The organism is Streptomyces sp. NPDC025784, assembly GCF_055558435.1.
The window spans coordinates 315,734-340,878 of sequence record NZ_JBVHMN010000007.1; the positions used below are offsets into that span (position 1 = coordinate 315,734).

Annotated in this window: 18 protein-coding genes; 9 read left to right on the plus strand and 9 right to left on the minus strand. The window is 71.8% G+C overall.

Annotation, left to right across the window (positions count from 1 at the left end; genetic code table 11):
• The first annotated feature begins 114 nt into the window (after positions 1-114).
• Positions 115-1,230, plus strand: coding sequence for an ADP-ribosylglycohydrolase family protein (locus ACZ4IF_RS18705; protein WP_359488441.1), 1,116 nt, complete (start codon positions 115-117; stop codon positions 1,228-1,230).
• 8 nt (positions 1,231-1,238) lie between these two features.
• Here the strand turns inward: ACZ4IF_RS18705 and ACZ4IF_RS18710 are convergent, their stop codons facing one another.
• Together ACZ4IF_RS18710 and ACZ4IF_RS18715 are read right to left on the minus strand one after the other, a co-directional pair.
• The gene (locus ACZ4IF_RS18710; protein ID WP_467564142.1) at positions 1,239-2,813 is read right to left on the minus strand and encodes a sodium:solute symporter family protein; all 1,575 of its coding nucleotides are present in this window, start codon (positions 2,811-2,813) and stop codon (positions 1,239-1,241) included.
• Between the two features lie 346 nt (positions 2,814-3,159).
• The gene (locus ACZ4IF_RS18715; RefSeq protein WP_467564144.1) at positions 3,160-3,945 is read right to left on the minus strand and encodes an SDR family oxidoreductase; all 786 of its coding nucleotides are present in this window, start codon (positions 3,943-3,945) and stop codon (positions 3,160-3,162) included.
• A gap of 152 nt (positions 3,946-4,097) precedes the next feature.
• Between ACZ4IF_RS18715 and ACZ4IF_RS18720 the strand changes: the two genes are divergently transcribed.
• Positions 4,098-4,961, plus strand: coding sequence for a hypothetical protein (locus tag ACZ4IF_RS18720; protein ID WP_467564146.1), 864 nt, complete (start codon positions 4,098-4,100; stop codon positions 4,959-4,961).
• 151 nt (positions 4,962-5,112) lie between these two features.
• On the opposite strand, the gene ACZ4IF_RS18725 is transcribed toward ACZ4IF_RS18720, so the two are convergent.
• The 3 genes from ACZ4IF_RS18725 to ACZ4IF_RS18735 all read right to left on the minus strand — a co-directional run bounded on the left by ACZ4IF_RS18725 (position 5,113) and on the right by ACZ4IF_RS18735 (position 7,564).
• Positions 5,113-5,322, minus strand: coding sequence for a DUF397 domain-containing protein (locus ACZ4IF_RS18725; protein WP_028802749.1), 210 nt, complete (start codon positions 5,320-5,322; stop codon positions 5,113-5,115).
• A gap of 293 nt (positions 5,323-5,615) precedes the next feature.
• On the minus strand, positions 5,616-6,473 hold the full coding sequence (locus tag ACZ4IF_RS18730) for a helix-turn-helix domain-containing protein (RefSeq protein ID WP_028802748.1): 858 nt from the start codon (positions 6,471-6,473) through the stop codon (positions 5,616-5,618).
• Between the two features lie 335 nt (positions 6,474-6,808).
• Positions 6,809-7,564: a GOLPH3/VPS74 family protein gene (locus ACZ4IF_RS18735; RefSeq protein ID WP_095934988.1), complete on the minus strand. Its 756-nt coding sequence runs from the start codon at positions 7,562-7,564 to the stop codon at positions 6,809-6,811.
• Positions 7,565-8,001: 437 nt separating this feature from the next.
• Between ACZ4IF_RS18735 and ACZ4IF_RS18740 the strand changes: the two genes are divergently transcribed.
• Together ACZ4IF_RS18740 and ACZ4IF_RS18745 are read left to right on the plus strand one after the other, a co-directional pair.
• Positions 8,002-10,608: a D-alanyl-D-alanine carboxypeptidase family protein gene (locus tag ACZ4IF_RS18740; protein ID WP_467564149.1), complete on the plus strand. Its 2,607-nt coding sequence runs from the start codon at positions 8,002-8,004 to the stop codon at positions 10,606-10,608.
• 221 nt (positions 10,609-10,829) lie between these two features.
• Positions 10,830-12,671, plus strand: a complete 1,842-nt coding sequence (locus tag ACZ4IF_RS18745; RefSeq protein WP_467564151.1) for an MFS transporter — start codon at positions 10,830-10,832, stop codon at positions 12,669-12,671.
• A gap of 36 nt (positions 12,672-12,707) precedes the next feature.
• Here the strand turns inward: ACZ4IF_RS18745 and ACZ4IF_RS18750 are convergent, their stop codons facing one another.
• From ACZ4IF_RS18750 to ACZ4IF_RS18760, 3 genes are all read right to left on the minus strand, one after another.
• Positions 12,708-13,556, minus strand: a complete 849-nt coding sequence (locus ACZ4IF_RS18750; protein ID WP_467564153.1) for a MerR family transcriptional regulator — start codon at positions 13,554-13,556, stop codon at positions 12,708-12,710.
• A gap of 115 nt (positions 13,557-13,671) precedes the next feature.
• On the minus strand, positions 13,672-14,172 hold the full coding sequence (locus tag ACZ4IF_RS18755; protein ID WP_467564155.1) for a glutathione peroxidase: 501 nt from the start codon (positions 14,170-14,172) through the stop codon (positions 13,672-13,674).
• A 34-nt stretch (positions 14,173-14,206) separates the two neighbouring features.
• Positions 14,207-15,172, minus strand: coding sequence for an ArsR/SmtB family transcription factor (locus ACZ4IF_RS18760; RefSeq protein ID WP_467564157.1), 966 nt, complete (start codon positions 15,170-15,172; stop codon positions 14,207-14,209).
• 322 nt (positions 15,173-15,494) lie between these two features.
• Between ACZ4IF_RS18760 and ACZ4IF_RS18765 the strand changes: the two genes are divergently transcribed.
• Positions 15,495-16,751 (plus strand): MFS transporter, encoded by a 1,257-nt coding sequence (locus ACZ4IF_RS18765; protein WP_467564159.1) that lies wholly within the window; start codon positions 15,495-15,497, stop codon positions 16,749-16,751.
• A gap of 92 nt (positions 16,752-16,843) precedes the next feature.
• Positions 16,844-18,349 (plus strand): flavin-containing monooxygenase, encoded by a 1,506-nt coding sequence (locus ACZ4IF_RS18770; RefSeq protein WP_467564161.1) that lies wholly within the window; start codon positions 16,844-16,846, stop codon positions 18,347-18,349.
• 259 nt (positions 18,350-18,608) lie between these two features.
• Here ACZ4IF_RS18770 and ACZ4IF_RS18775 read toward each other — a convergent pair whose 3' ends face one another.
• The gene (locus ACZ4IF_RS18775; RefSeq protein ID WP_467564163.1) at positions 18,609-21,482 is read right to left on the minus strand and encodes an AfsR/SARP family transcriptional regulator; all 2,874 of its coding nucleotides are present in this window, start codon (positions 21,480-21,482) and stop codon (positions 18,609-18,611) included.
• A gap of 178 nt (positions 21,483-21,660) precedes the next feature.
• Between ACZ4IF_RS18775 and ACZ4IF_RS18780 the strand changes: the two genes are divergently transcribed.
• The 3 genes from ACZ4IF_RS18780 (at position 21,661) to ACZ4IF_RS18790 (ending at position 24,954) form a co-directional block, all read left to right on the plus strand.
• Positions 21,661-22,212, plus strand: a complete 552-nt coding sequence (locus ACZ4IF_RS18780; protein ID WP_467564165.1) for a hypothetical protein — start codon at positions 21,661-21,663, stop codon at positions 22,210-22,212.
• An 82-nt stretch (positions 22,213-22,294) separates the two neighbouring features.
• Entirely contained in the window at positions 22,295-22,774 is a 480-nt protein-coding gene (locus ACZ4IF_RS18785; RefSeq protein ID WP_467564167.1) for an SLATT domain-containing protein, read from the plus strand.
• 293 nt (positions 22,775-23,067) lie between these two features.
• Positions 23,068-24,954, plus strand: coding sequence for a multicopper oxidase family protein (locus ACZ4IF_RS18790; protein WP_467564169.1), 1,887 nt, complete (start codon positions 23,068-23,070; stop codon positions 24,952-24,954).
• The last annotated feature ends 191 nt before the right edge of the window (positions 24,955-25,145 follow it).

Below are 25,145 nucleotides of genomic sequence, written 5' to 3' on the forward strand. Positions count from 1 at the left end.
ACTTGAGGTCACTCGGAGCACATCCCGTATATGGATCCGGAACCTCAACCGACCGTTCGCGTTCGATTACAGTGCTGAGCTGTCGGACGTGCGGACGGTGCCTGGGAGGTCTCGGTGGGTGCGACAGCCGGTGCCGTCTGGGGCCGTACCGAGCAGCAGGACTTTCGCAGCAGGGTGCGCGGCACGCTGCTGGGGGCGGCCGTGGGCGACGCGCTGGGCGCACCGCTCGACGGTCTCGGCCTGGAGGAGATCCGCGAGGCGTACGGCGCGGAGGGCCTCACCGATCTGGCGTCGGCGTACGGCAGGCGTGGCGCCGTCACCCACCTCACGCAGCTCACGCTGTTCGGCGTCGACGGGCTGATCCGCGCCCAGGTGCGGCGCGACACGGGCGCCTGGCATCCGCCCACGGACCTGCACCGGGCCTACCGACGGTGGGCCGCCACCCAGAGCGACTGGGGGCCCGACGAGCGCCGCAAGGACGACGGCTGGCTGGCCCGCGAGGAATGGCTGTACGCGCGCCGTGACCCGGCCAGGTCCTGCCTGCTCGGCTTCGGCGACGACATCATGGGCACGCTCGACGCGCCGAAGAACCCCGGTGAGGCCGGCCCTGAGGCCGCGGCCCGCTCGGCGCCCTTCGGGCTGCTCGTCGGCTGGGAGCCGCAGCTGGTGATGCAGCTGGCCGTGGAGTGCGCCGCGCAGACGCACGGGCATCCGGCGGCCTATCTGGCGGCGGGTGCGTACGCCGTGATCGTGCACGCGCTGGCCCGCGGCGAGAGCCTGGACGCCGGTGTGCAGCGGGCCCTCGGGCTGCTCGGCGCGCGGCCGGGACAGCAGCCCGTCACGGACGCGCTCCAGCACGCGCTGGGTGCCGTCCGGCAGGGGATGCCGACTCCGGGGCGGGTGGAGGAACTCGCCGGGAACGCCACCGCGGAGGGGCTGCTCGCGGTCGCCGTGTACTGCGCGCTGGTCGGCGAGGACATCCGCCACGGGCTGCGTCTCGCGGTCAACCACGGGGGCCCGTCCGGTGTCGCCGGGGCGCTCACCGGCGGGCTGCTCGGCGCCCTGCACGGCGAGACGGCCCTCCCCCCGGCCTGGCTGGCCGAGCTGGAGGGCCGTCCCACCGTGCTGGTCCTCGCGGACGACTTCGCGATGGAGATGACCCAGGGGCCCGCGCTGCACGGGCCGGGCGGGTCGTCCCCCGGGTGGCTCGCCCGCTATCCCCGGGGCTGAGCCGCCGCCTAGTCCTTCGTCGGGGTTCCCACCACGCCGTCGGCAGCCCCGGCGGGCGCCGGGATGGCCGCCGCCGCGCCGCCGGTGTCGTCGTCCGTGTTGATCTTCTCGATGATCGCGTCCCGCTCCGGGGTGTCCTCGGGCCTCAGGTGGCCGATGAGGATGTACAGGACCAGGGAGATGACCATCGGGACGGCGACCTGGTACTCCAGCTTCACATCCGTGCGCTGGGAGAAGTCCAGGTTGTAGTTGACGAAGAAGAACGCGAGCAGACCGCAGGCCCAGCTGGTCAGCGCCGCCGTCGGCCCGGACTTACGGAACGGGCGGAGCAGTCCGAGGATGAACGGGATCGCGATCGGACCCATCAGGCCGGCCACCCACTTGATGACGACCGTGATGATGTCCTTGAAGGTGGGGGAGTTGACCTGGGTGGCCACCGCCATCGAGAGGCCGAGGAAGGCGACGGTGGTGACGCGGCCCGCGATCAGCCCGGCCCGGGTGTCCCAGGCCCGCGCGGCCTTCGACAGCACCGGGACGACGTCCCGGGTGAACACGGCGGCGATCGCGTTGGCGTCCGAGGAGCACATGGCCATCGTGTGCGAGAAGAAGCCGACGACGACCAGGCCCAGCAGGCCGTGGGGCAGCAGCTGTTCGGTCATCAGGCCGTACGCGTCGGAGCCGTCGGGCTTCTTCGCGGTGACGAGCAGCGGCGACAGCCACATGGGGATGAACAGGATGACCGGCCACACGAACCACAGTCCGGCGGACAGGAACGCCGAGCGCGTGGCCTGCTTGGCGCTGCCGGTGGCCATGTAGCGCTGGGCCTGGTTCCACATGCCGCCGTTGTACTCGAACAGCTTGATGAACAGGTACGCGATGAAGAACACGGTGAGGTACGGGCCCGCGAAGCCGTCCGCGTGGCCGTCCAGCTTCGGCGAGTCCAGCGCCTTGGACAGGCCGCCCTGGTCGGAGATCTTGTTCAGCGCGATGACCAGCATGGCGAGGCCGGCCAGCAACTGGATGACGAACTGGCCGAGTTCGGTGAGCGCGTCGGCCCACAGGCCGCCGATCGTGCAGTACACCGCCGTGATGCCGCCGGTGATGATGATGCCCTGGGTGAGCGTGACGCCGGTGAAGACGCTGAGGAGGGTCGCGATGGCGGCCCACTTCGCACCGACGTCGACGATCTTCAGCAGGATGCCGGACCAGGCGAGTGCCTGCTGCGTCGGCACGTTGTAGCGGTCCTTGAGGTATTCGAGGGGCGAGGCGACGTGCAGGCGCGAGCGCAGCCGGTTGAGCCGGGGTGCGAAGGCCTTGGCGCCGATGGCGACGCCGATGGCGATGGGCAGGGCCCAGGTGACGTACGACGTGATGCCGTACGTGTACGCGATGCCGGCGTAACCGGTGAACATCACCGCGCTGTAGCCCGACATGTGGTGCGAGATGCCCGACAGCCACCACGGCATCTTGCCGCCCGCGGTGAAGAAGTCGCTGACATCGTCCACACGTTTGTGGGACCAGACGCCGATCGCTGTCATCACGCCGAAGTACGCGACCAGGACGGCCCAGTCGAGACCGTTCATGTGCCCCCTCCAGGGGTCCGCCTTGTGAACCTGCTGATACCGGACGGCACTTCGCCAGTACGCGCTGGGGCGGCGCCCCCGTGCGGGAGCGGGGACTTCGGGGATTGAACCGCTGGTCCGACCGGCCGGTCAAGACCTTTCGCGGTCACAAATATGAACGCAGATCAGAAAGCAGAACGATTTTACTTCTACTTTACCCGTCGGGCTGTTGTCGTGCTCGTGACGTGGACCACACGATGAGCGGGCACTTCGCCAGACCGGCAGACCCACGACGAAGGACGACCGGACGACAGCCGTACGGGATGCGGGTCCCGTACGCCTGGGAAGGGAGGGTCGACAGCAGTGACTACCGCATGAGTTCGCCGGCGTTCACGAGCAGCGACTGCCCCGTGATCGCCCGCGCCCGGCCGGACGCCAGGAACACCGCGGCGTCCGCCACGTCCCCGTCCGTGGCCAGCTCGGGCAGGGCCATCCGCTCGGTGAGCCGCCGCAGCACGTCCGCCTCGGGCACGCCCTCGGTGTGCGACGTGAACTGCACGTACGCCTCCACGGGCGGCCCCCACATCCAGCCGGGCAGCACGGTGTTGACCCGGATCCGGTGCGGTCCGAGCTCCCGCGCCAGCGAGTACATCGCACTCGTCAGCGCGCCCTTCGACGCCGCGTAGGCCGCCTGGCGCACCTGGCTCGGCGCGGCCACCGACGACTGCGTGCCGATGATGACGACCGAGCCGCCCCGCGCCTTCAGTGCGGGCAGACAGGCCCGGGTCATCCGCAGGGTGCCCAGCAGGTTCACGTCGATGACCGACTGCCAGGTCGCGAAGTCGGCGTCCTCCAGGCCGCCGAAGTAGCTGTCCCAGGCGGCGACATGGACGACCGCGTCGATCCTTCCGAACCGTTCCGTCGCCAGTGCGGCCAGTGCCTCGCACTGCCCCTCGTCCGTGATGTCCGTCGCCCGGTACGCCGTGTGCGAGCCGTCCGGGTCGAGCTCCGCCGCCGACTTGGCGAGGTTCGCCTCCGTGCGCGCCCCGAGCACCGCGTGGCCCCCGTCGCGCACCACCGCCGCCGCGACCTGATGGCCGAGTCCGGCCCCGACGCCCGACACGACGACGGTCCTGCCCGCGAGCAGTGACATCGCTGCCTCCCCTTCGTTCGGCTCGGTTCGCCTCCGGGGCGCCTGGGCCTGCGCCCGTTCGGCTCACTCGCCGTCGGGTGCCGTACCTCTGGCGCATTGTCTGACGGGGCGTCAGAGTATGTGCGTCCGGCGGAAGAAGGAAGGGGATCGTCGTGTCGGAGGAGACTCGCAGCGAGACGTACGCCGAACTGGCCGCCCTCGGCCCGTACGGCGTCCGTCCGGGCCATGCCCTGATCACCATGGTCGAACCGCACCCGGGCCACGAGTACGCGTACAACCGCTGGTACGAGGACGACCACTACTACGCCGGCGCGATGGCGATGCCCTGGATGTACGCGGGCCGCCGCTGGGTCGCCACCCGCGACCTCCAACTGCTGCGCTACCCGGAGAAGTCGGCGGTCGCCCGGCCGGTCACCGCGGGCTGCTACCTCTCCACGTACTGGGTCACCGAGGGCCGTTACGACGACCACATGAAGTGGACCGTCGGCATCAACAAGCGGCTCAACCGCGACGGCCGCGTCTACCAGGACCGCACGCACGTCTTCACGGCCTTCCAGGACCACGAGGCCACCGTGTACCGCGACGGTGCCGCGGGACCCCGCGACCATCACGCCCTGGACCACCCGTACGCGGGGCTGGTGCTGGAGGTCGTCGACGCGGAGTCCGCCGAGCGGCGCGCCGAACTGCTGGAGTGGCTGCGCTCCCGGCACCTGCCCAAGCGCCTCGCGGGCTCACCGGCCGCCATGGTCACCGTCTTCAGCCCGACCCCGCTGCCCGGCGACCGGATGACGTACGTCAAGCAGGTCGAGGGTGTGGACACACGGCTGACGCTGCTGTGGTTCCTGGAGGTGGACCCACGGGACTGCTGGGAGGAGTACTTCACCGGGCTCGACGCGGAGGTGGTCGCCACGTCCGCCGACGGCCCGGACTCGAGGGCGCTGGGCAGGGTGGAGCTGGTCGCGCCCTTCGTCCCCACGGTGCCGGGAACGGACAGATACGTGGACCGGCTGCGCTAGCCGACGGGCGGGGTCACCCCACCCGGCGCGGGTGCGGGAGAAAAGAGCCGAGCCCCCTCGGCCAGGACGGCGGGCCGGTCGAGAGGGCTCTGTCGGTGGATCGTATGAAGTTGTGTCGGGTCATGTGTCGGACGGGGCGTGGGGTCGCGCCTCAGACGAGGCCGGCGGCCCCACGGCTCACCTCGGCCACGAAGACGTTCCAGGCGTCCGCGGGAAAGGCCAGGGTGGGGCCTGCGGGGACCTTGGAGTCCCGTACCGCCATCGCCGCGGGGACCGGGGACTTGACCTCGACGCAGGCGCCGTTCCCGGTGGAGTAGGAAGACTTGGTCCACGTGTCGGTGGCGCCCTGCTGAATTGCCATGTTCGCTCCAGTAAGCCAGTCGTTCATCTGTGAGTACCCCCGACGACGCGGTCGACGCGGTGGCACCGCGCCACGGGTCCGCTCGGAACCCGCAGTGCGGTTTGCGCCAACGTTGTTGTTCGGTGGCGTGATCGACGCTACTCGCCAACATCGGCTGACGAAGCGACTATTCACTCGACTGGATGGCATATTCCAGTGGGGTCTTCCGCCCCGGCCCGGCGAAGGTGTATCGTCCGGCACCTTCCGTCAGGACCCCTCCGTGAGGGCGTGCCCGACGTCCGGAGCCCCCCGCCTCAGCGTGCGTGCTCCTTGGCGATGTCCGCGATGAACTGGCGTGACTGCTCCACGTTCAGGGCCTGGGCCCGCAGGTGCTCGTACATCACGCTGTACTTCTGGACGTCGTTCGCCTTCTCCAGGTACAGGTCGCTCGTCACGCCCTCGATGTACACCACGCTGGAGTCCGCCGCGTCGGGGAACTCCAGGATCGCGTACTGGCCGTTCAGCCCGGGGTGCGCTCCCATGTCGAAGGGGATCACCTGCACCGTGACATGCGGCAGTTGGGACTGCTCGACGAGGTGCTCCAGCTGGTCGCGCATGAGGGAACGGTTGCCGACGGTACGGCGCAGGGCGGCCTCGTCGAGGACCGTCCACAGGCGCAACGGGTTGTCCGGCGCGGAGATTCGTTCCTGCCGTTTCATCCGTACCTGGACCCGCTTGTCGATGTCGCCGGGCGCCGTCTCCGGCAGCGCGCCCGCGATCAGGGCCTCGGCGTACGACCGGGTCTGCAGCAGGCCGGGGACGACCTGCGGGTCGTACACGCGCAGCGAGGCCGCGTCCGTCTCCAGGCCGATGTAGACGCTGTACGGGATGTCACCGAAGGAGTGCCACCAGCCCTGCTGGCGCGAGTCCTTGGCCATCTGCATCAGCGAGTCGACGATCCGGTGGTCCTCGACCTCGTACACGCCGCACAGGTCGCGGACGTCCCGCTGGCTGATGCTGCGGCGTCCGTTCTCCAGCCGGCTGATCTTCGACTGCGAGACCAGCAGCCGCTCGGCGACCTCTTCGGCCGTCATGCCCTTCAGTTCGCGGAGCCGGCGCAGTTCCTGACCCAGCCGGCGCCGCCGGACGGTGGGATTGACATTGGACGCCACGGGACGTGCACCTCCGGCTGCAGGCCTGTACTTTGCGTATCTGCTGTTGAGCAGATTGCCACCAAGGTGCTTTCTACCGCTGGGAAACAGCGGATATGCGCTGGGTGCGCGCCAGTTCGGCGATCCGCCGCGCGGCGGCGTGCCTCCACGGCCCCGGATGCGGCCGCGCGGGGCGCTGGGGCCGTGTCGTCGTCCGGACGTACGGCCTCATCGCCCCGCGCGAGCCAGCGGCTCCCGAACCGGGTCGTGGGGACTGCGGTGCGGCGCTGAGGTTCTGGCGGTGCTGGTGGTTCCGGCGGTGCTGGTCCTGCTGTGGGGTGCCGTGGGACTGCGGCTCAGTGCACCACGGCGCGCGCCATGGAACCGCGGCGCGGTTGCATCGGAACACCGCGGGCGGGTTCCGGCGCGGACCTGACCCCGGCGGTGGCCGGGCGGCCTGCCGGTGCCGGGTTGCGGCGAGGCTGAGCGGCCACGCCGTTCTGGACGTCCATGACCGCGTGGGCCACGAGACCGCCCATGGGGTCATGCCTGATCAGATCCCGCAGCCGGGAGCGGGACGAGCGTCCCTCGTTCCCCGGGTACAGGTGCTTGCCGAGTCCGACCGCGTGGGCCAGCGCGGCGAGCGCCGCGGTCCGCGGGTCCGGCGGTACGCCGGTGCGGATCGCACTGTCCAGCCGGGACCTGATCTCCCGGCTGATCGCCGTGTCCGTCGCCTGGTAGCGAGTCGTCGGCAGCACCCCGCACATCTGGCCGGCCACGGCATGGACCATGCCGCACCTCTCCAGATGCGAGAGGTAGGTCTGGCGCAGCCCCAGCCGGGGTCCGCCAATCCAGTTGACCGCGCGTACGGGTGCTCCGCGGCGGCGAAGCAACTCCAACGCACAGTCCAGTGTTGGATCTCCAGTCGGCCGTGGCGCCACCACGGCGATACGATCCCCGTCTGGGGCTATCCGTCCGGCCAGCGCCAGCTCCACTAGCTGTGCTCCGGCCAGACCGAGGTCGAGCGACTGCGGCTGTGCGGTGGTACCCGTCGTCGGGTCCAACGCCAGCAGCAGAAGCTCCTCCGGAAGTGTTCTGCGGCTCCTGCCCATCCATGCCTCCCCGCGTGGATGAATGACAGGGTGACCCCTCTCACATCGGTCTGTCGAGGGTGCGTGACCGGAATGCAGTGGAACCAGTAGGTATGTCGTTCTCGTCTACCACAGGGGCCAAGCCCTCACACAGGACACTGGTACATGGTTCGGACAGCGGTGTTCGGGCGGCGGTTCAACGGGCAACGGTTGGGTTGGACGCACGGGGCGTGCGTCGCATGGAGGAGGCATCGGTGGCGGGCGAGTCCCCCGACAGGTCGAAGCAGCACGAATCGTCGGCGCCGTCGGCAGAACCGACGCCGGTGACCCCGGCTGCGGTTCCGGGTCCGGCGCGCGGGGCCGCGTCGAGTCCGTCCACGGCTCCGGCTTCGGCCGACCCCCGCGTGGCGATGGCCCGCGAGAGGGCGGCCACGGTACGGGTGGATCAGGCGACGGCGGTGTTCTCCACGAAGGCGGTCACGGCGGAACGGGCGGTGACGGAGGCCGAGTCGGCTGCCGCGCCGGCTCCTGCGTCGCCGGGCACCGTGGACTCCACGGACGCCGCCGACGAGGCCGCCGGGTCCGGCGAGGCCGGGTCCGCGGGTGACGCCCGGCTGCGCGCGGCCGTGGCCGCGTGGGTGGCCCGCACGGACGAGGAGGCGCCGGCGGGAGCGGGTGGGCCCGCCGGGGCCAGGGCATCGGCCGGGGCGGGGGAGGCGGGGCGAGACGCCGGCGGTGCCGCCGACGACGCCGACGACGCTGTGAACGATGGCGTCGACGCGGGCTCCGACGACGCTGCCGACGCCGGCATCGACGCGGACGCGGACTCGGGCTCCAGCTCCGGCTCCGAGGCCGACTCCGTGGACGCTGACGAAGCGTCAGCGACGGGTGCCGACGCCGACGAGGAGGTCGCGGACACGGCTGCCGACACGGACACCGGCACCGCCACCGACACGTCCGGGGACGAGCCCCGGGACGACGTGGTGTCCGGCACGGCCGCCGACGACGAGACGACCGCCGACGACACGGCCGAGTCCGAGTCCGGGGCGGACGCCGCCCGCCCGGACGGGACCGGCGCCCCCGGGCGCCCGATGAGCGCGCCTGAGGACTCGCCGGAGGACTCCGCGGTCGCGGAGGTCCCTGCGGACGCGAAGCCTGCCGTGGACGCGGAGGCCCCGGAGGACGCCAACTCTCCGGAGGACGCCACGTCCCCGGCCGACGCCGACGCTCCCGCCGACTCCACCGAGGAGAAGTCTCCCGCCGAGGCCGCGGCCTCCACCGGCAGTGACGCCGCCGCCGACGCCAGGTCCTCGGACGGCTCCGAGCCGTCGGCGGACGCCGAGGCTCCCGCCGACGCGGGCTCCGGCGCCGACGCCAAGTCACCGGCCGATGCCAAGGCCCCCGCAGAGCCCCCCGTCGACCAGCCCACCGCCATCTTCAAGGCGCCGCGGCCGCCCGCCGTGGACCAGCCCACGACGATGCTCAAGCTGGGCGGCGGCACCAAGCCGGGTGCCGGCAGGACCCCCGCGAAGCCCGGGGACGAGCCCGCCGACAAGGCCCCCGCGAAGCCTGCCGACAAGCCGGCCGCGAAGCCCGAGCCCGCCGCCGAGCGCACCAGCAGGTTCGTCGCGCTCAAGCCCCTCGACGAGCCTGCCGAGGCGAAGCCGGGGCGCGCCGAGCCCGCGCCCGGCACCGCCAACAGGCCCGCCGCGGACGCGACCGCCGCCCTTCCGCAGGTCGGCCCCGAGCGCACCACCCAGCAACCGCTGCCGCCCAAGCCGCCGCTGGACCTCCTGGCGGAGCTGACGAACACGCCGCCGCCCCCGCAGACTCCGGTCCGCACGATCGTGCGGCGGGTCAAGATCTGGACCCCGCTGGTCCTGCTGCTCGCCGTGATCTTTGCAGTCGCGCAGGCCGTGCGTCCGCTCCCGGCGGCGTCGCTCGCGCTGACCGCCGACGAGACGTACACCTTCGACGGAGGCTCCCTCGACCTGCCGTGGCCCGGCCAGGGGCAGTCGGCGATCGAGGTGGAGGGAGTCGGCAGCCTCGGCACCGACGGCAAGCAGACGCCCGCGCCCATCGCGAGCGTCGCCAAGATCATGACGGCGTACGTGATCCTCCAGGAGCACCCCCTCAAGGGGGACGAGAGCGGCGAGAAGATCACGGTCGACCAGCAGGCCGAGGACGAGTCGAAGCTGCCGGACGAGTCGACCGCGGCGATGTCGAAGGGCCAGCAGTTCACCGAGCGTCAGATGCTCCAGATGCTGATGATCCCGTCGGGCAACAACGCGGCACGGCTGCTGGCCCGCTGGGACTCGGACAACAAGAGCTTCGTCGCCAAGATGAACGCCGCGGCCGACGAGCTGGGCATGACGAACACCACGTACACCGACCCGAGCGGTCTGCAGAAGACGACGGTGAGCACGGCCACCGACCAGCTCAAGCTGGCCAAGGAGGTCATGCAGGACGACGTGTTCCGCGGCATCGTCGGGATGGCCAGCGCGAAGATCCCCGGCCTCGACAAGCCCATCTACAACAACAACGACCTGCTGGTGCAGCAGGTCGGGGTGATCGGCCTGAAGACCGGCTCGTCCACGCCCGCGGGCGGCAACCTGGTGTGGGCCGCGACCAAGACGGTGAACGGCAAGACCCAGACCGTCTACGGCGCGGTCATGAACCAGAACGCCGGAACCGGCAAGGTCTGGGACAGCCTCCACCTGGCGCTCGTCAACAGCCAGAAGCTGATCGACAAGGTCCAGAAGAGCCTCACCAGCGCCAAGGTGGTCAAGAAGGGGCAGGTCGTCGGCTACGTGGACGACCAGCTCGGCGGCCGGACCCCGGTCGTCGCCACCAAGGACATGACGGCGGTCGGCTGGCCGGGCCTGAAGACGAAGCTGTCGATCGGCGAGGGCAAGGAAGCGGTCCCGCACTCCGGCAAGGCCGGCACGGTCGTCGGTGACCTGACGGTCGGCGACGGGTCCAGCCAGGCCGTGAAGATCCCCGTGGCACTCCAGTCGGACCTCGCGGAACCCGGCTTCGGCGCGAAGCTGACGCGCGTCGGCTGAGCCGCCCCCGTCGCCCGGACGGACGTACGCACCGATGACGTACCCGCGTACGTGTCGGTGACGTATTCCGGATACGAGCACACGCCCCGCACCCCGCCTACGGCGCCCCACCCGGGCGCCACCCGGCGGGGTGCGTGCTAGCGTCGCGAAGTCGGGGCTGCTCGCCGCGGGCCGCGGGTCCCGGACGAGAACGGAAAACGGGACACGGGGAGTGCCTTGCAGTGGCGACAGCGGAGCCGACACACGCCGACGACGCCGATCCGGGCCCGGGCACGGGTCCGCGAATATCGCTGCGCGCCCGCACAGCCGAGGAGGCCGGTGACGACCCCGGCGCCCGGGAGCAGGAGCACGGCACCCGGCTGAGCCGCTTCCTGCGGCACCCCGTCACCCTGGCCACCGTCCTCTCGGGTGTGCTCCATCTCGTCTGGTTCTTCACGTTCGCGAACAGCGGTGGGGATCTGGCGGCGCAGGACGCCTGGGCGGAGTTCGTCGGGCGTCACCCGGACTCCGCGTACAACCTCGCCTGGTACGGCGGGATGCACCCGGTGTCGTACAGCGTGGTGTCGCCGTACCTGATGTCCGTCCTCGGCGTCCGCACGACCATGATGATCGCGGGGACGATATCCGCCGGCCTGCTGATGCTGATCCTGATCCGCAGCCGTGCGGTGCGCAATCCGCTGTGGCCGGCCCTCGCCGGGATCTTCGCGCTGCTGTGCAACGCCATCTCGGGTCGTGTGACCTACGGCCTCGGCATGGTGTTCGCGCTCGCCGCTACGGCCGTCGTGTTCTGCTGGCCCTACCGCTGGCGCTACAAACGCTGGGCGAAGGCGCTGTGCGCGGCGCCGCTCGCCGCGCTCGCCACCGCCGCGTCCCCGGTGGCCGGACTGTTCGTGGGCCTGGTCGCGGTCGCACTCTTCCTCCAGAAGCGCCGCCCCGGCGCCTACGCCCTGGGGATCGCCCCGACGATCGTGGTGGCGGTGTCGGCCTGGCTGTTCCCCTTCTCCGGCACCCAGCCGATGACCATCTACTCGGTCATCCTGCCGTTCCTGTACGCCGGGTTCGTCTTCTTCCTCGTCCCCAAGGAGTGGACGACGGTCCGCATCACGGCGGCCGTGTACGGCACCGCCGTCGTCCTCGTCTGGCTGATCAGCTCGCAGATCGGCTCCAACATCACCCGCCTGGCCATGCTCTTCGGGGGCGTCGCCCTGCTGGCGGCACTGCCCTTCACCGTGCCGCGCTCCCGCAAGTGGTACGTGATCGTCGTCGCCTTCGTCGGGTTCACCACCTGGATCGGCGTCAAGTCGGTCGACGACATCATCCACACCACCCCGGCCGCGTCCTGGGCCCGCGAGCTCGCCCCCCTCGTCAACCAGCTCCAGGTGGTGGGCGCCGAGAAGGGCCGCGTCGAGGTCGTCCCCGCCCGGTCCCACCGCGAGGCCTCCGCCCTCGCCCCCTACGTGAACCTCGCCCGCGGCTGGAACCGCCAGGCCGACATGGAGCGCAACCCGCTCTTCTACGACGACACCCTCAACTCGGCGAACTACCACGAGTGGCTCCAGCGCTGGGCCGTCCACTACGTCGTGCTGCCCAAGGACGAGCCCGACGGCGACGGCGGGGAACGCGAACGCCAGCTCGTCCAGCGGGGCATGCCCTACCTGCGGCAGATCTGGGGCGACGCGAACTGGCAGCTGTTCGCCGTCACCGACCCCGTCCAGCTCGCCGAGCCCGACGCCGTCGTCGAGCGCGCCGAACAGGGCGAGATGACGATCGACGTGAAGAAGGCGGGCCGCATCCTGATCCGCGTCCCCTACTCGCCGTGGCTGAGCATCGTCGACGACAAGGGCAAGAGCGTGCAGCCCCCGCAGGAGACCGACGAGTCGAAGCACCGTGAGGACAGCACACCCAGGACGTACGACAACCTCAACGGCTGCCTGATGCCGACCGAGGAGACCCCGGCGGGCGACAAGTGGACGGAACTGCTGGCCCCGAAGCCGGGCACCTACCACCTGGCCGCGCCGTACCAGCTGCCCCGCGGCACGCCCTGCCCGGAGGAGATGCGCTGACCCGGCGGGGCCCACGCCCCGCCGGCCCGCGCCGCCTCACTTCACGGGGAACGCCACGTCGCACACCGGGTCCTCGGGCCCGGCGGCGTCCCAGTCGGCGAAGTACACCTCCCGGCAAGGGCCGTCGTACGACAGTCCGCGTTCGGCGATCCACGCCTCGACGGCCTCGAAGGCCACGTGGATCTGCGGATGGGCGACCTGTGCCTTGGGGATCCGGGCGTAGGCCAGACGCTGCGCGGGCTCGACACGGACCTTGATCTCCCTGGCCCGCCCCCGCGCCCGGACCCACGCCCGCGCGGCGTCGGCGTCCGCGACCGGCACGCAGGCCTCCACGGGCCCGTCGCTCTCCGTGCTGACCTCCGCGTAGTAGACGACGAAGGGCGGCCCGTCGAACCCACCGCAGGCGCGGGCGCCCTCCTCCAGCCGCCCCAGCGAGGCGGGGATCCACACCGGCAGCTCGGTGGCCAGGACATGCCGGGTCTCCGTCAGCACCACCCGCTCGGGCACCTCGACGGTCTCGACCACGAACTTCTCGTACATCTGCGAACTCCTCCCGGACAGCCGTCCACGGAGGTACGCGGCGAGCGCCCGCTGCGAGGCGAAGCGTTCCTCGGCGTCGTCCCAGTACGTGCCGAGGAGCGAGGCGGCGGCGGAGCCCTCCGCCTCCACCACCTCGGCGATCCGGGCGAGCGGCATGTCGAGCCGGCGCAGCAGCACGACGAGCCGGGCCCGCTCGACCTGACCGACGCGGTAGTAGCGGTAGCCGCTGACCTCGTCGACGTGCGCCGGGGCCAGCAGCCCCAGCCGGTCGTACAGCCTGAGCGCCTTCGCGGACAGCCGGGCCCGAGCGGCGAACGCGCCGATGGTGAGCAGGTCATCGTCCACGGCGGCACCCCTTCTCCCTGGGCGCGGTCCGCCCCCCTCGTCACCTCCGTCACCGGGCGTCTTCCGCCCGGTGACGAGGACGCTCCCCCCTGCCCCAGGGGCAAGGTCAACGACGTCAGGCGGCGAGCTGCTTCTCCACCGCCGCCACGACCTCCGCCGACTCCGGCTCGGTCTGCGGCGAGAAACGGCCGACGACCGTGCCGTCGCGCCCGATCAGGAACTTCTCGAAGTTCCAGCGGATGTCACCGCTGTGGCCCTCGGCGTCCGCGGTGCCCACCAGACGCTCGTAGAGGCCGTGCCGCCCGTCGCCGTTCACCTCGACCTTCTCGGTCATCGGGAACGTCACGCCGTACGTCGCCGAGCAGAACTCGGCGATCTCCTCGGAGGTGCCGGGCTCCTGGCCCATGAACTGGTTGCAGGGCACGCCGAGCACGGTGAAGCCCTGGTCCGCGTAGCGCTCCTGGAGGCGCTCCAGGCCCGCGTACTGCGGGGTCAGCCCGCACTTGGAGGCGACGTTCACGATGAGCACGGCCTTGCCGCGGTACTGCTCGAGGTCGGCGGAGCCGCCCTGGAGGGCTCCGATCTCGATGTCGAGCACAGAATGGTCAGTAGTCATGAGCGGATGCTAACTCCGCCCGGTGACAGGACCCTCAGTCGCGCTGGGCCGTGACGAGCACCTCACCGGCCGCCGTCCGCGAATACAGCACCGACCGCCCCGCCCGCCGCCGCTCGACGAGCCGGGCGTCCAGCAGCACCTTCAGATGACGTCCGACCGAACCCAGCCCCTGCCCGGTCACCGCGACCAGCTGGCTCGTCGACATGGGGGAGTCCAGGAGCACGAGCACCCCGGCGCGCGCCGTCCCGAGGAGCGCGCCGAGGCTCTCCGGCACGGCCTCGGCGCGTCCGTCCGCGAGGACGCCCGTGCACGGGTAGACGACGGCGTACCGGTGCGGATCCTCCCAGGACACCCACCCGGCCCTCGGGGTGACGGGCACGAACAGCAGCTGGGCACCGGAGATCTCCCGCGGCGGATACTCGTGGAGGTTCACCTGGAGCCGGTTGTCGCCGAGCCACCGCGTCCCCGGCCGCAGAGCGTCCAGCGCCGCGGCCCAGCCGCCCTGGCTCAGGTGCGCGGTCCGTGCCACCACGTCCGCCTCCAGGACGCGCCGCCGCCGCTCCCAGTCCGGGCGTACGCACTCCTCCCACACGTGCGTGAGGAGATCGGCGGCGCGCCCGGGCAGGTCGTCGCGGCCCGCCAGCGCCGCGGGCAGCGGGCCGCCGAGCGAGACGGCGAGATGCGCGCGCGCCGCCTGCGGCGGGGTCTGCCGCATCCTGGCGATCTCCACCTCGAAGGGCTCGTCGCCGTACGGGGTCGGGGTCAGGAAGTCGGCGATCCACTCCCGCCCGAGCCCGGAGCGGATCAGTACGGCGGTGAGCGGGTCGGCGGCCAGCCGCCGCCGGTAGGCGGGCAGATGGGTCCGCAGCCACCGCAGCTCCCCGGGATGGGAGGCGGTCCCCGACTCCAGCGTCTTCAGGCTCGCGAAGGTCTCGGCGAGCGGGGACAGCACGAAACGGCTGCCGGCGAGGGTGTCGGCGTTGACCTGCCACCAGCCCATGCGCACCCTCCGTCCGTGCTCCGGGGCCCGACCTTGTTCCGGGGCCCGTCCGTGTTCCGGGGACCGCCCGTCGTGACGCTTGTCTGCCGCGCGGTCCGGTCCGTGTCCGTCGTGGTGCCTGTCCGTCGGCGGGGCCGGTCCGCGACCGTCCCGCGGGCCCGTCCCTCGTCGGGGCCGGTCCGCGACCGTCCCGCGGGGGCCGTCCGCCGTCGGATACGGACCGTGCCCGGCGCGGGGCCGTCCGCCGTCCGGTCCGTGACCGTTGTTTCGCCCCCGCGCGAAACAATATCGACCGTCCCGCGGCCCGCCCCAGACTCCGCCCATGCGCAGCTACTCGGACCTCTTCCGCACCCGGGAGTTCACCCCTCTCTTCCTCTCCTCCGCCCTCCACGCGGCGGCCTCGACGATCGGCGGCCTGGCCATCGGCACGCTGGTGTACAGGGCGACGGAATCGCCCCTGCTGTCGGCCGTGAGCATGTTCGGCCCGCAGCTGGCCCAGGTGGCCGGCGCGACCACCCTGCTGTCCGCGGCCGACCGGCTGGCGCCGCGCGCCACCCTGACCGGCATCGCGCTGTCGTTCGCCGTCGGCACGGCCGTGATGGCGACGCCCGGCCTGCCCGTCTGGACGGTCTTCGCCCTCATCGCCGTCCTCGGCCTCGTCTCCTCGCTCGGCGGCGGGGTCCGCTGGGGCCTGCTCAACGAGATCCTCCCCAAGGAGGGCTACCTGCTGGGCCGTTCGGTGTTCAACATGGTCAACGGCCTCATGCAGATCACCGGCTACATGACGGGCGCCGCCCTGGTCACGCTGCTCTCCGCGCAGGTGACCCTGGCGACCGCGGCGGTCCTGTACCTCGGGTCGGCCCTGACCGTCCGCCTCGGCATGGCCCGCCGGGCACCGCGGGCCACCGGCCGCCCCTCGGTCGCGCGGACCTGGCGCACGAACGCGCTCCTGTGGTCCTCGCCCCCGCGCCGGACGACCTTTCTGCTCCTGTGGATCCCCAACGGCCTGGTCGTCGGCTGCGAGTCCCTGTTCGTGTCGTACGCCCCCGACCGGGCCGGCGTGCTGTTCGCGTCCGCGGCGTTCGGCATGTTCGTGGGCGACGTGACGATCGGCCGCTTCGTCCCGCCGGCGGTCCGCCGCCGCCTCGGCATCCCCTGCCTGCTGCTCCTGGCGGCCCCGTACCTGCTGTTCGCGCTGCGGCCGGGCACGGCCGTCGCGGCGGTCGGCGTCGCCGTCGCCTCGGTCGGCTTCGGCGCCAGTCTCATCCAGCAGGAGCAGCTGATGTCGCTGACCCCGGACGAGCTGAGCGGCCACGCCCTGGGCCTGCACTCCTCGGGCATGCTCACCCTCCAGGGCGTCAGCGCGGCGGTGGCGGGAGCGGTCGCCCAGCTGACCTCGCCCGGCGCGGCGATGACGGTGATGGCGCTCGCGTCGCTGGCGACGACGCTGACACTGGCCGTACGCCGTCGGCCCGCGCGCCCGGGCCCGGACCCGGCCCCGGAGTCGGGCCCGGTACGTGAGCCTTCTCGCGGGCCGGCCTCGGCGCGGGAGCCGGAGCAGGCACCGGAATCGGCGTAGGCACCAGGCCGGCAGGCCGGGCCCGGGCCGCCGGGGTCCCCCGGGCCCGCGGCCGTCTGTCGCCCGGCGCGCGGGCGGGCTAGCTTGGCCGCGTGGACGACGGACGCGAGCGTGACGGGCGCAGGCCGAGGGTGATCGTCGTGGGCGCGGGCTTCGGCGGCATCGCCGTCGCCGCCGAGCTCCTGCGCCACGGTCTGGACGACGTCACCCTGCTGGAGGCGGCGCCCGCGCCCGGCGGCACCTGGCACCACAACCGCTACCCGGGCGCCGCCTGCGACGTACCGAGTCACCTGTACTCGTACTCCTTCGCCCAACGCCCCGACTGGACCCACCTGTTCTCGCACCAGCCGGAGATCCTCGCCTACCTGAGGCGGACGGCGGACTCCCTCGGCATCACCCCGCGCATCGTCACCGGCACCGAGGTCACCGCCTGCACCTGGGACGACCGCACCTGCACCTGGACGGTCCGCAGCCGCCGTACGGACACGACCGGGCCGTACGAGGAGCGGGTGGCCGACGCGCTGGTGCTGGCGACCGGGCAGCTGGACAAGCCGTCCTTCCCCGCCGTCGAGGGGCTGTCCCGCTTCGCCGGCCGCAGCTTCCACTCCGCGCGCTGGGACGACACGTACGACCTGCGGGGAAAGCGCGTGGCGGTGATCGGGACCGGCGCGAGCGCCGCCCAGTTCGTCCCCGAGATCGCCCCGCAGGCCGCCCGGCTGACGGTCTTCCAGCGGACGGGCAACTGGTTCCTGCCGCGCAGCGACCGCCCCACCCCCGCCCTCCTGGCCCGCGTACTGCGCCGCCTGCCCGTGGCGCGCCGGGCCTGGCGCGGGCTGCTCCACCACGGCATCGAGCTGATCACCCTGTGCGTCCGCCACCCCCGCACCGTGGGCCGGATCGGCGCCGCTCTCTCCGCCGCCCACATGCGCCGGCAGCTCCCGGACCCGGAACTGCGCCGCAAGGCATGGCCCGACCACCCCTTCGGCTGCAAGAGGGTCCTGCTCAGCTCGGACTTCCTGCCGGCCCTGCGGCGCCCGAACACGGAACTGGTGACGGACCGGATCGTGCGGATGGAACCGGAGGGCCCCGTCACCGCCGACGGCCGCCGCCATGACGTCGACTGCGTGATCTACGCGACCGGCTTCGCCACCAACACCTTCATGCTGCCGATGCGGGTCACGGGCCGCGGCGGCCGCACGGTCGAGGAGGCCTGGTCCGACGGAGCCCAGGCCCACCTGGGCATCACCGTCTCCGGCTTCCCGTCGATGTTCCTGATGTACGGCCCCAACACCAACACCTCGGGCGGCTCCATCCTGTTCTTCCTGGAGGCGCAGGCCGCCTACGTCCGCAAGGCTCTGCAACTGACCCTGCGGACCGGAGCGGCGGCCCTCGACGTGCGTGCCGAGGCCCAGGCGCGCGGACTGGCGCGGCTGCGGGCCCGGTTCGCGGGCACCGCATGGACCGCCTGCACCTCCTGGTACCGCACGGCCGACGGCCGCAACGTCGCCAACTGGCCCGGATACATGGGCGAGTACGCGGAACGGACCCGCCGTGTGGACCCGTCGGAGTACCACCTGATCCGCGTGCCACGCCCCTGACACACCCCGACCGGCCACTCTCCGGACGGGCGTTGACGCTCTCCGTGTCCGCCAGCCGACGACTTCCCCATCTCCTGGCGCGGCGACCAACTCCCCACCGAAGTGGCGGAGGTGCGCGAGTCGACCCCGGTGCGCCGGGTGCGGACCATCGCCGGGGACGAGGCCTGAACTGGGACCGGGACATCGCGTACATGACCGACCGCCAGGGTGCGCGGTCCCCGGCCGGCGTGCGGTGTCGCCTCCGTCGGCCCGCCGGGCTTCAGACGCCGCCCGCGCGCCCGGCTCCGTGCGCGTGGGCGGCGTGCACGGCCAGCACGTGCTCGAACTGCTGCCCCGCCTCGTGGACGCGACCCGTCGCCAGATAGGCATGGCCCAGGCGGGACCGGATGTCCATCTCCAGCCAGTCGTAGCTGGGTTCCGTCAGGGGAGACAGCAACGCGTGCTGACGCAGGGCCTGGTGGTGGAGGGCGACGGCCGCGTCCGGGTCGCCTTCGGCCAGCTCCGCCGTGCCCAGCCGGGTCAGGCTCCGTGCGCACAGGAAGACGTCCCCGGCCTGCTCGACCAGGCCGACCGCCCGGCGCAGCATGCGCTTGGCCTCACCGTGGTCGCCGAGCCGCAGGTGGACGTCCGCGGCGCAGCTCAGGGGCCTGCCGAGCATGCGCGGTCTGCCGTCCCGCTCCGCGTGGGTCCGGGCGCCGGCGAAGCAGGCCAGCGCCTCCTCGTCGCGTCGGCCGAAGTAGTGGGCGAGGCCGAGGATGACGAGCGCCATCGAGGCGACCCAGTCGCTGCCCAGCCGCTCGGCCAGCTCCGCCCCGGCCGCGGCATGGCGGACAGCGCCGTCACCGTCCCCCAGACTCAGGTCGAGAGCCCCCAGCCCGGTGAGGGAACGGGCCTTCTCGTACGGGTCGGGGTCGCGCCGGCCGATCTCCAGCGCCTCCATGAAGCAGGCGCGGGCCTGTGCGTACCGGCGCTCGTGGACACAGGTGTAGCCCAGGCAGTTCCGCAGGGCCTGGGACATGCGCGGATCGCCGGCCTCGTCGACCTGCGCGAGCGCGATCTCCAGCGCCGTCCGGCCCTCCTGGTAGCGGCCCTGTCGCACGAAGTAGTCGCACAATGCCTCCGCGATCCAGCAGGCGAGGTCCGCCTCGCCGTGGGCCGCGGCATGCGCGACGACGTCGGGCAGCTCCCCGCCGGCCGCGTCCAGCCAGGCCTCCGCGTCCTGCCAGGTGCCGAACGGCGCGCCGGAGGGCTGCGGCCCGGTGGGGAAACCGGTACGGCCCCAGTCGCTGGTGATCCGGGCCGCGTCGAGGAAGAGCCGGTACGCGGCCCTGCGCGCAGCGGCGGCCTCGTCGGGCACGGCCTCCGCGACCCGCCGCGCGTGCACGCGCACCAGGTCGTGCAACCGGTAGCGGCCCGGCCGCGGCTCCTGCAACAGGCTCGTGTCGACCAGGCTCTCCAGGACCCGCTCGGTGTCGCGGGGCGGCGCGTCGAGCACGGCCGCCACCGTCAGCACGTCGAACTCGACCGTCGGCGCCGCACCCAGGGCGCGGAAACCGTGCTGCTGCCCTGGCGTGAGCTGGTCGTACGACAGGCGGAAGGCCGCCTCCACACTGCGGTCCCCGACGCTCAGTTCACCGAGCCGGTGCTCGTCGCCCGCCATGCGGCCCACCAGGTACTCCACCGTCCAGGAGCGGCGGTTCTGCAGCCGCGACCCCGCGATGCGCAGCGCCAGCGGCAGCCCGTCGCACAGCCCGACCAGCTGCCGCGTCGCCTCCGGCTCCCCACTCGCGCGCTCCGCTCCGATGAGGTGGGTGAGCAGCGACACCGCGTCCCCGCTCTCCAGGGGCTCCAGGGTGACCCGGCGGTCGGCGTCCAGTTCCGCGAGCCGCCGCCGGCCGGCCACCAGCACCCTGCTGCCCGCCCCTGCGGGCAGCAGCGGCCGTACCTGGTCGGCGTCGAGGGCGTCGTCCAGTACGAGGAGCAGCCGCAGCGGGCTGGTCGCCGCGCGCCAGGCGGCGGTGAGTTCATCGAGGTCGCCCGGCAGTTCTCCGCTCGCCGCGCCGAGGCTGCGCAGCATCCGCTGCAGGGCCCGCTCCGGCGCCTGCCGCCGCTGCGCGCTGTGCGCGTGCAGGTCCACGAACAGGCAGCCGTCCGGGTGGCGGCCGCTGAGCTCACGGGCCGCGCGCACGACGAGCGCGGTCTTGCCGACCCCGGCCGTACCGTCCACCGTGACGACCGACACCGAACCGGGCGCGCCAGGCGCGATCAGCTGCGCCAGCTCCCTGTCCCGGCCGATCAGCCGGCCCGAGTCGCCCGGCAGGTCGTTGACCGTGCGGCGGGGCGAGGAGACCTGCTGTGCGGCGCCGGGTACGTCGGTGGTGCGGGCCGCGGCTCGGCCGAGGAGGCGTTCGTCGTCCCGGCGCAGCACCGCTTCGTGCACACGGCGTAGCTCGTCACCGGGGTCGACGCCGAGCTCCTCGCGCAACCGCCCGCGCATGTCCTGGTAGACGCCCAGCGCCTCCGCCTGACGTTCGCTGCCGTACAGGGCACGCATGCGCAGCGCCACCAGCGACTCGTCGGCCGGTTCGGTCGCGGACAGGGCGGCGAGCTCGTCCAGGGCGTCGGCGAACCTGCCCGTCAGGACGAGGCATTCGAGCCGTTCCAGCCGAACCGTGCGCAGCCGCGCCAGCAGCCGCCGCCGCTCGGCATCGGCGTACGGTCCCGGCAGTCCGGCGAGCGGCTCGCCGTCGAACAGGGCGAGGGCCGACGACAGCCGGTCCGCCGCCGTCGCCGGGTCGCCGGACGCCTTCGCCCGCTGGGCCTCGTCGACCCGCTCGGCCAGCTCCGCCACATCGAGCCGGACCCCGTCGACGACGAGGCGGTACCCGCCCCGCTCCCCGCGGATCAGCGAGTCGGCCGGTGCGGTGCCGTTCTCGTCGAGCGTCTGCCGCAGCCCGTAGACGTAGCTGGGCAGTACCTTGCGGCCGGACTGCGGCGGACTCTCCCCCCAGACCCCGTCGAGCAACTGCTCGCGGCTCACCAGGAGTCCCGGACGCAGCGCCAGCGCGGCCAGCACGGCCTGCTGCCGGACGGGCCCGAGGGCCAGCTGTCCGCCGTCGCGCCAGGCCCGCATCGGCCCGAGCACCGCGAGTCGTAACCGTCGACGGGATTCCGAGCCCACCCCGAAGCCTCCGCTCCGCGCATCATCAGAATTTCACCGGCATTGCAGCGTCTTCCGCGAGGGTGTGCAAGTGCGGCGGCCGTGGACCGGGGGAACGGCCGCCGCCTCCCGACCAGGAAGGAACACGAACGTGACCGTCATCGACCGGTCCCTCACGGGTCAGCTGAAGCGGCGGAGGCTGTTCCTCACGCAGGAGCGGAGCGACGTCGCGGAGATCGTGTACGTCTGCGTGGACGACGGGCTCCCGGGAGGGTTCCCGGTCGGCTACGTCATCCCGTCCCGCGCGGGGGCCTGGTCCGCGTACGCCCGGGTCCGCCCCGGTGTCCGCGTCTTCGCCACCGACGAGGTGGGCACGGGCCTGCCGGACGTGGTCGAGGCCGTGCGCGCCGTACTCGACCACGCCCGTTATGGGGACGTCCTGTTCGCCCTGGAGCAGGAGACCGATCGCGACGGCACGTACACCGCGAAGGTGCGCCGGGAGCACGCCGCCTGGTTCGCCGCGCTCGACGCGCCCGCGGGCATCACGCAGCTCGGCGACGGCAGGATCCGCCTCACCGCCCCCGCCGTCGCCTATCTCCGCGGCCTTCCGGCACGCCTGGGCTGCCACGTGGACGGCGACGACCGGATCCGACTCGCGGGGGAGTCGTACGTGCTGACCCGGGAGCCCCGGCGCGTGCGGTGACGGTGCCCTCATCGCGGGGTTCCCGCCGGGTGAGGGCACGGGGGGTGTTTCCCGTGGGGCGGCACGAGGACACCATGTACCCATGCGCCGACAGCCGCCAGACGCCATCGCCTGGTCCGAAGCTCCCGATCCGGTACTCGCCCTGGCTCAGGGCGAGTTGGCCTTCTACGAGCGGGTCCGCGACTCGGCGCGCCTGTGGTACCGCGTGTCCGAACTGGGAGCCCTGGCGACGTCCTCGGCGACGGTGGTCGCGGCGGGCCTGCACGCCCCGGCCTGGCTGACGGCGATCATCGCGGGCGGCGCCCTGTTCTTCACCGGTTTCCGCCAGGTCTTCGCACACGGCCCCCGCTACGTCCTCGCGGCACAGTCCCGCGAGACCCTCCGCCGGGCCGTCAACCGCTACCGGCTCCTGCCGGAGGCCGACCGTGACGGGACGGCCCGCCGCGAGCTGCTCGCCGCGATCGAGCAGGTGGGCGACGAGGAACTCCGCCAGTGGGTCGAACAGCGCAGCCGCACGACTCCGGGCGGCACGGACCCGACGGGCGGCCCGGCACTGCCCTGACCCGCGGGCGGGTGACGGGCGACCGCCGGCCGATCGGCAGCCGGCTCCGCCGACAGAAGAAGAAAAATATCCACAGGCTCACACGAAACGCAGATAAATCCGATGAGGGCTGTCGATAATCATCAGGTTCCCATCCCAAAATGATCGGTTTCCAATGTCGATGTATATGGAATTGGGGCCGAGATCGGCTCAATGAGTGGCTTTTCCCGGACCGGTCCGGTGCGCTTCGGTGGCGTTTCGAACCAGCCCTGTATCCCTTGACCGTCACATGAGGCGAGGGAGAGCTGGAGACGATGATCGAGCGAAGGAAATTCCTCATGGGCGGTGCCATGGGGGCCGCGGCCATGCTTCCACGGGGTGTCCTGGGGGCACGGGCGTACGCGACGTCGGCTCACCCGCCGGCAGGGTGTGACGACCAGGCGACCAACACCCCTACGCTGACGAAGTTCGTCGACCCGCTGCCCAGACCGGCGACGGCCGTCCCGGATCATTCCGCCTATCCGGGCGCCGACTACTACGAGTTCACGATGCGGCAGGGGTCGTGGCGCTTCCACCGGGATCTCGATCCGTCACCCGTGTGGGGTTACTGGGCCACGGATCCGCACCGTCCCCTCGAGCCGATCGGCATGGGCTATCTCGGGCCGACCTTCGAGACGATCAGGGACCGCCCGACGGTCGTCAAGTACCGCAACGAGCTGCCGACCACCCACATGTTCCAGACCGTGATCGACATGATTCGCGACAAGAAGCCCGTCGTCGCCCCGATCCCTCCGCCTCCCTACGAGTACATGCCGCAGTTCCCCGACGACATCAACGTGTGGAACGTCGTGCACCAGCACGGCGGTTACACGGCACCGCAGTCCGACGGCCTGCCGGAGCAGTCGTTCAGCCCGAAGGGCTTTCACGCCGAGGGCTACACCACTCTGGAGCCGGGCCGGGTCGAGCCCAACGAAGCGATGTACGCCTACACCAACCACGACCATTCGTGCATGCTCTGGTATCACGATCACGCCATGGGGATGAGCGCTCTCAACGTCTATGCGGGACTTGCCGGTCTCTACTTCATCCGTGATCCCGCCGACGAGCGGCTCGGGCTGCCGCGCGGTGAGTTCGAGGTCCCCCTCATCCTGCAGGACCGGACCTTCAACGCGAACGGCTCGCTCGCCTACACCATGGTCGACAGGGAGGGCGAGGACACTCCGATCGTCAACGGGAAGGCGTACCCCTACCTGGACGTCGAGCCGCGACGCTACCGGTTGCGCATCCTCAACGCTTCGAACGAGCGATTCTGGCGGCTGAGGTTCGACACTCCCCGAGGTGTACTTCCCCAGCCGCAACTGCCGTTCTGGCTGATCGGCACGGACGGTGGCCTCCGGGCTCCGTTGCACATGCTGGACTTCCTGATCAGTCCGGCCGAGCGGTACGACCTGATCGTCGACTTCAGTCAGATTCCCCCGGGCAAGGACGTCACGTTGACGAACTACCCGGGAACGCAGGTCCACTTCCCCGGCATCACCGGCTGCGGACCGGAGATCGCGGACATCATGCGATTCCGGGTCCGCAAGCCACTGTCCGGGGGCCGGGACGACTCGACGCCGCCCGAGAAGCTCAAGCTGCGGTCGGTCCCGGCCATCAAGCCGAAACCGCACACGCGTCGGCGGCAATGGGTCGTGTACCAGAAGGAGCTCTTCAGGACGATGACGTTCAACGCGGTGCCCTACATGGAGCCGTCGCAGGACTTCATCAAGGAGGGCTCGACCGAGATCTGGGAGTACATCAATCCAAATCACGACGCCCACCCGATGCATGTCCACCTCGTCAACTTCCAGGTGCTGGACAGGCAGCCGTTCGACGCGGCCGCCTACCAGAAGGACTACGACAAGTGGATCGACGGCGGCCGCAAGGCGGAGGACCACCCGGCCGTGGCCGACTACTTCACCGGCCCGCCGATCCCCCCGGACCCGGACGAAGCGCTGTCCTACAAGGACACGGTCAAGGCCCCCGCGCAGATGGTGACCAGAATCATCATCCAGGAATTCGTCCCGCCGACGGAGGAGATCGCGTCGATCCCGGGAAGCGGCGCCGAGCTCCCGGCGACGTACATCCACCACTGCCACCTCCTCGAGCACGAGGACGACGACCTGATGCGCCCCTGGACGATCGTCCCGGCCGGCGACTGACGCAATCGACACCGCGAGGGTGATCAGGGCCCGTGTGGACTCCACCGCCACGCGGGCCGCACCTCGGACACGGCGAAGGGCCGGCCCGGGAGGAGACCGCCGGACGCTCCCCATGAAGCGCTCCGGCCGTCAGCGACCGGCCGGTCGCTCGGCCGTGACCGGCTGTCCGCTCGGCCGCGGCCGGCAGACCG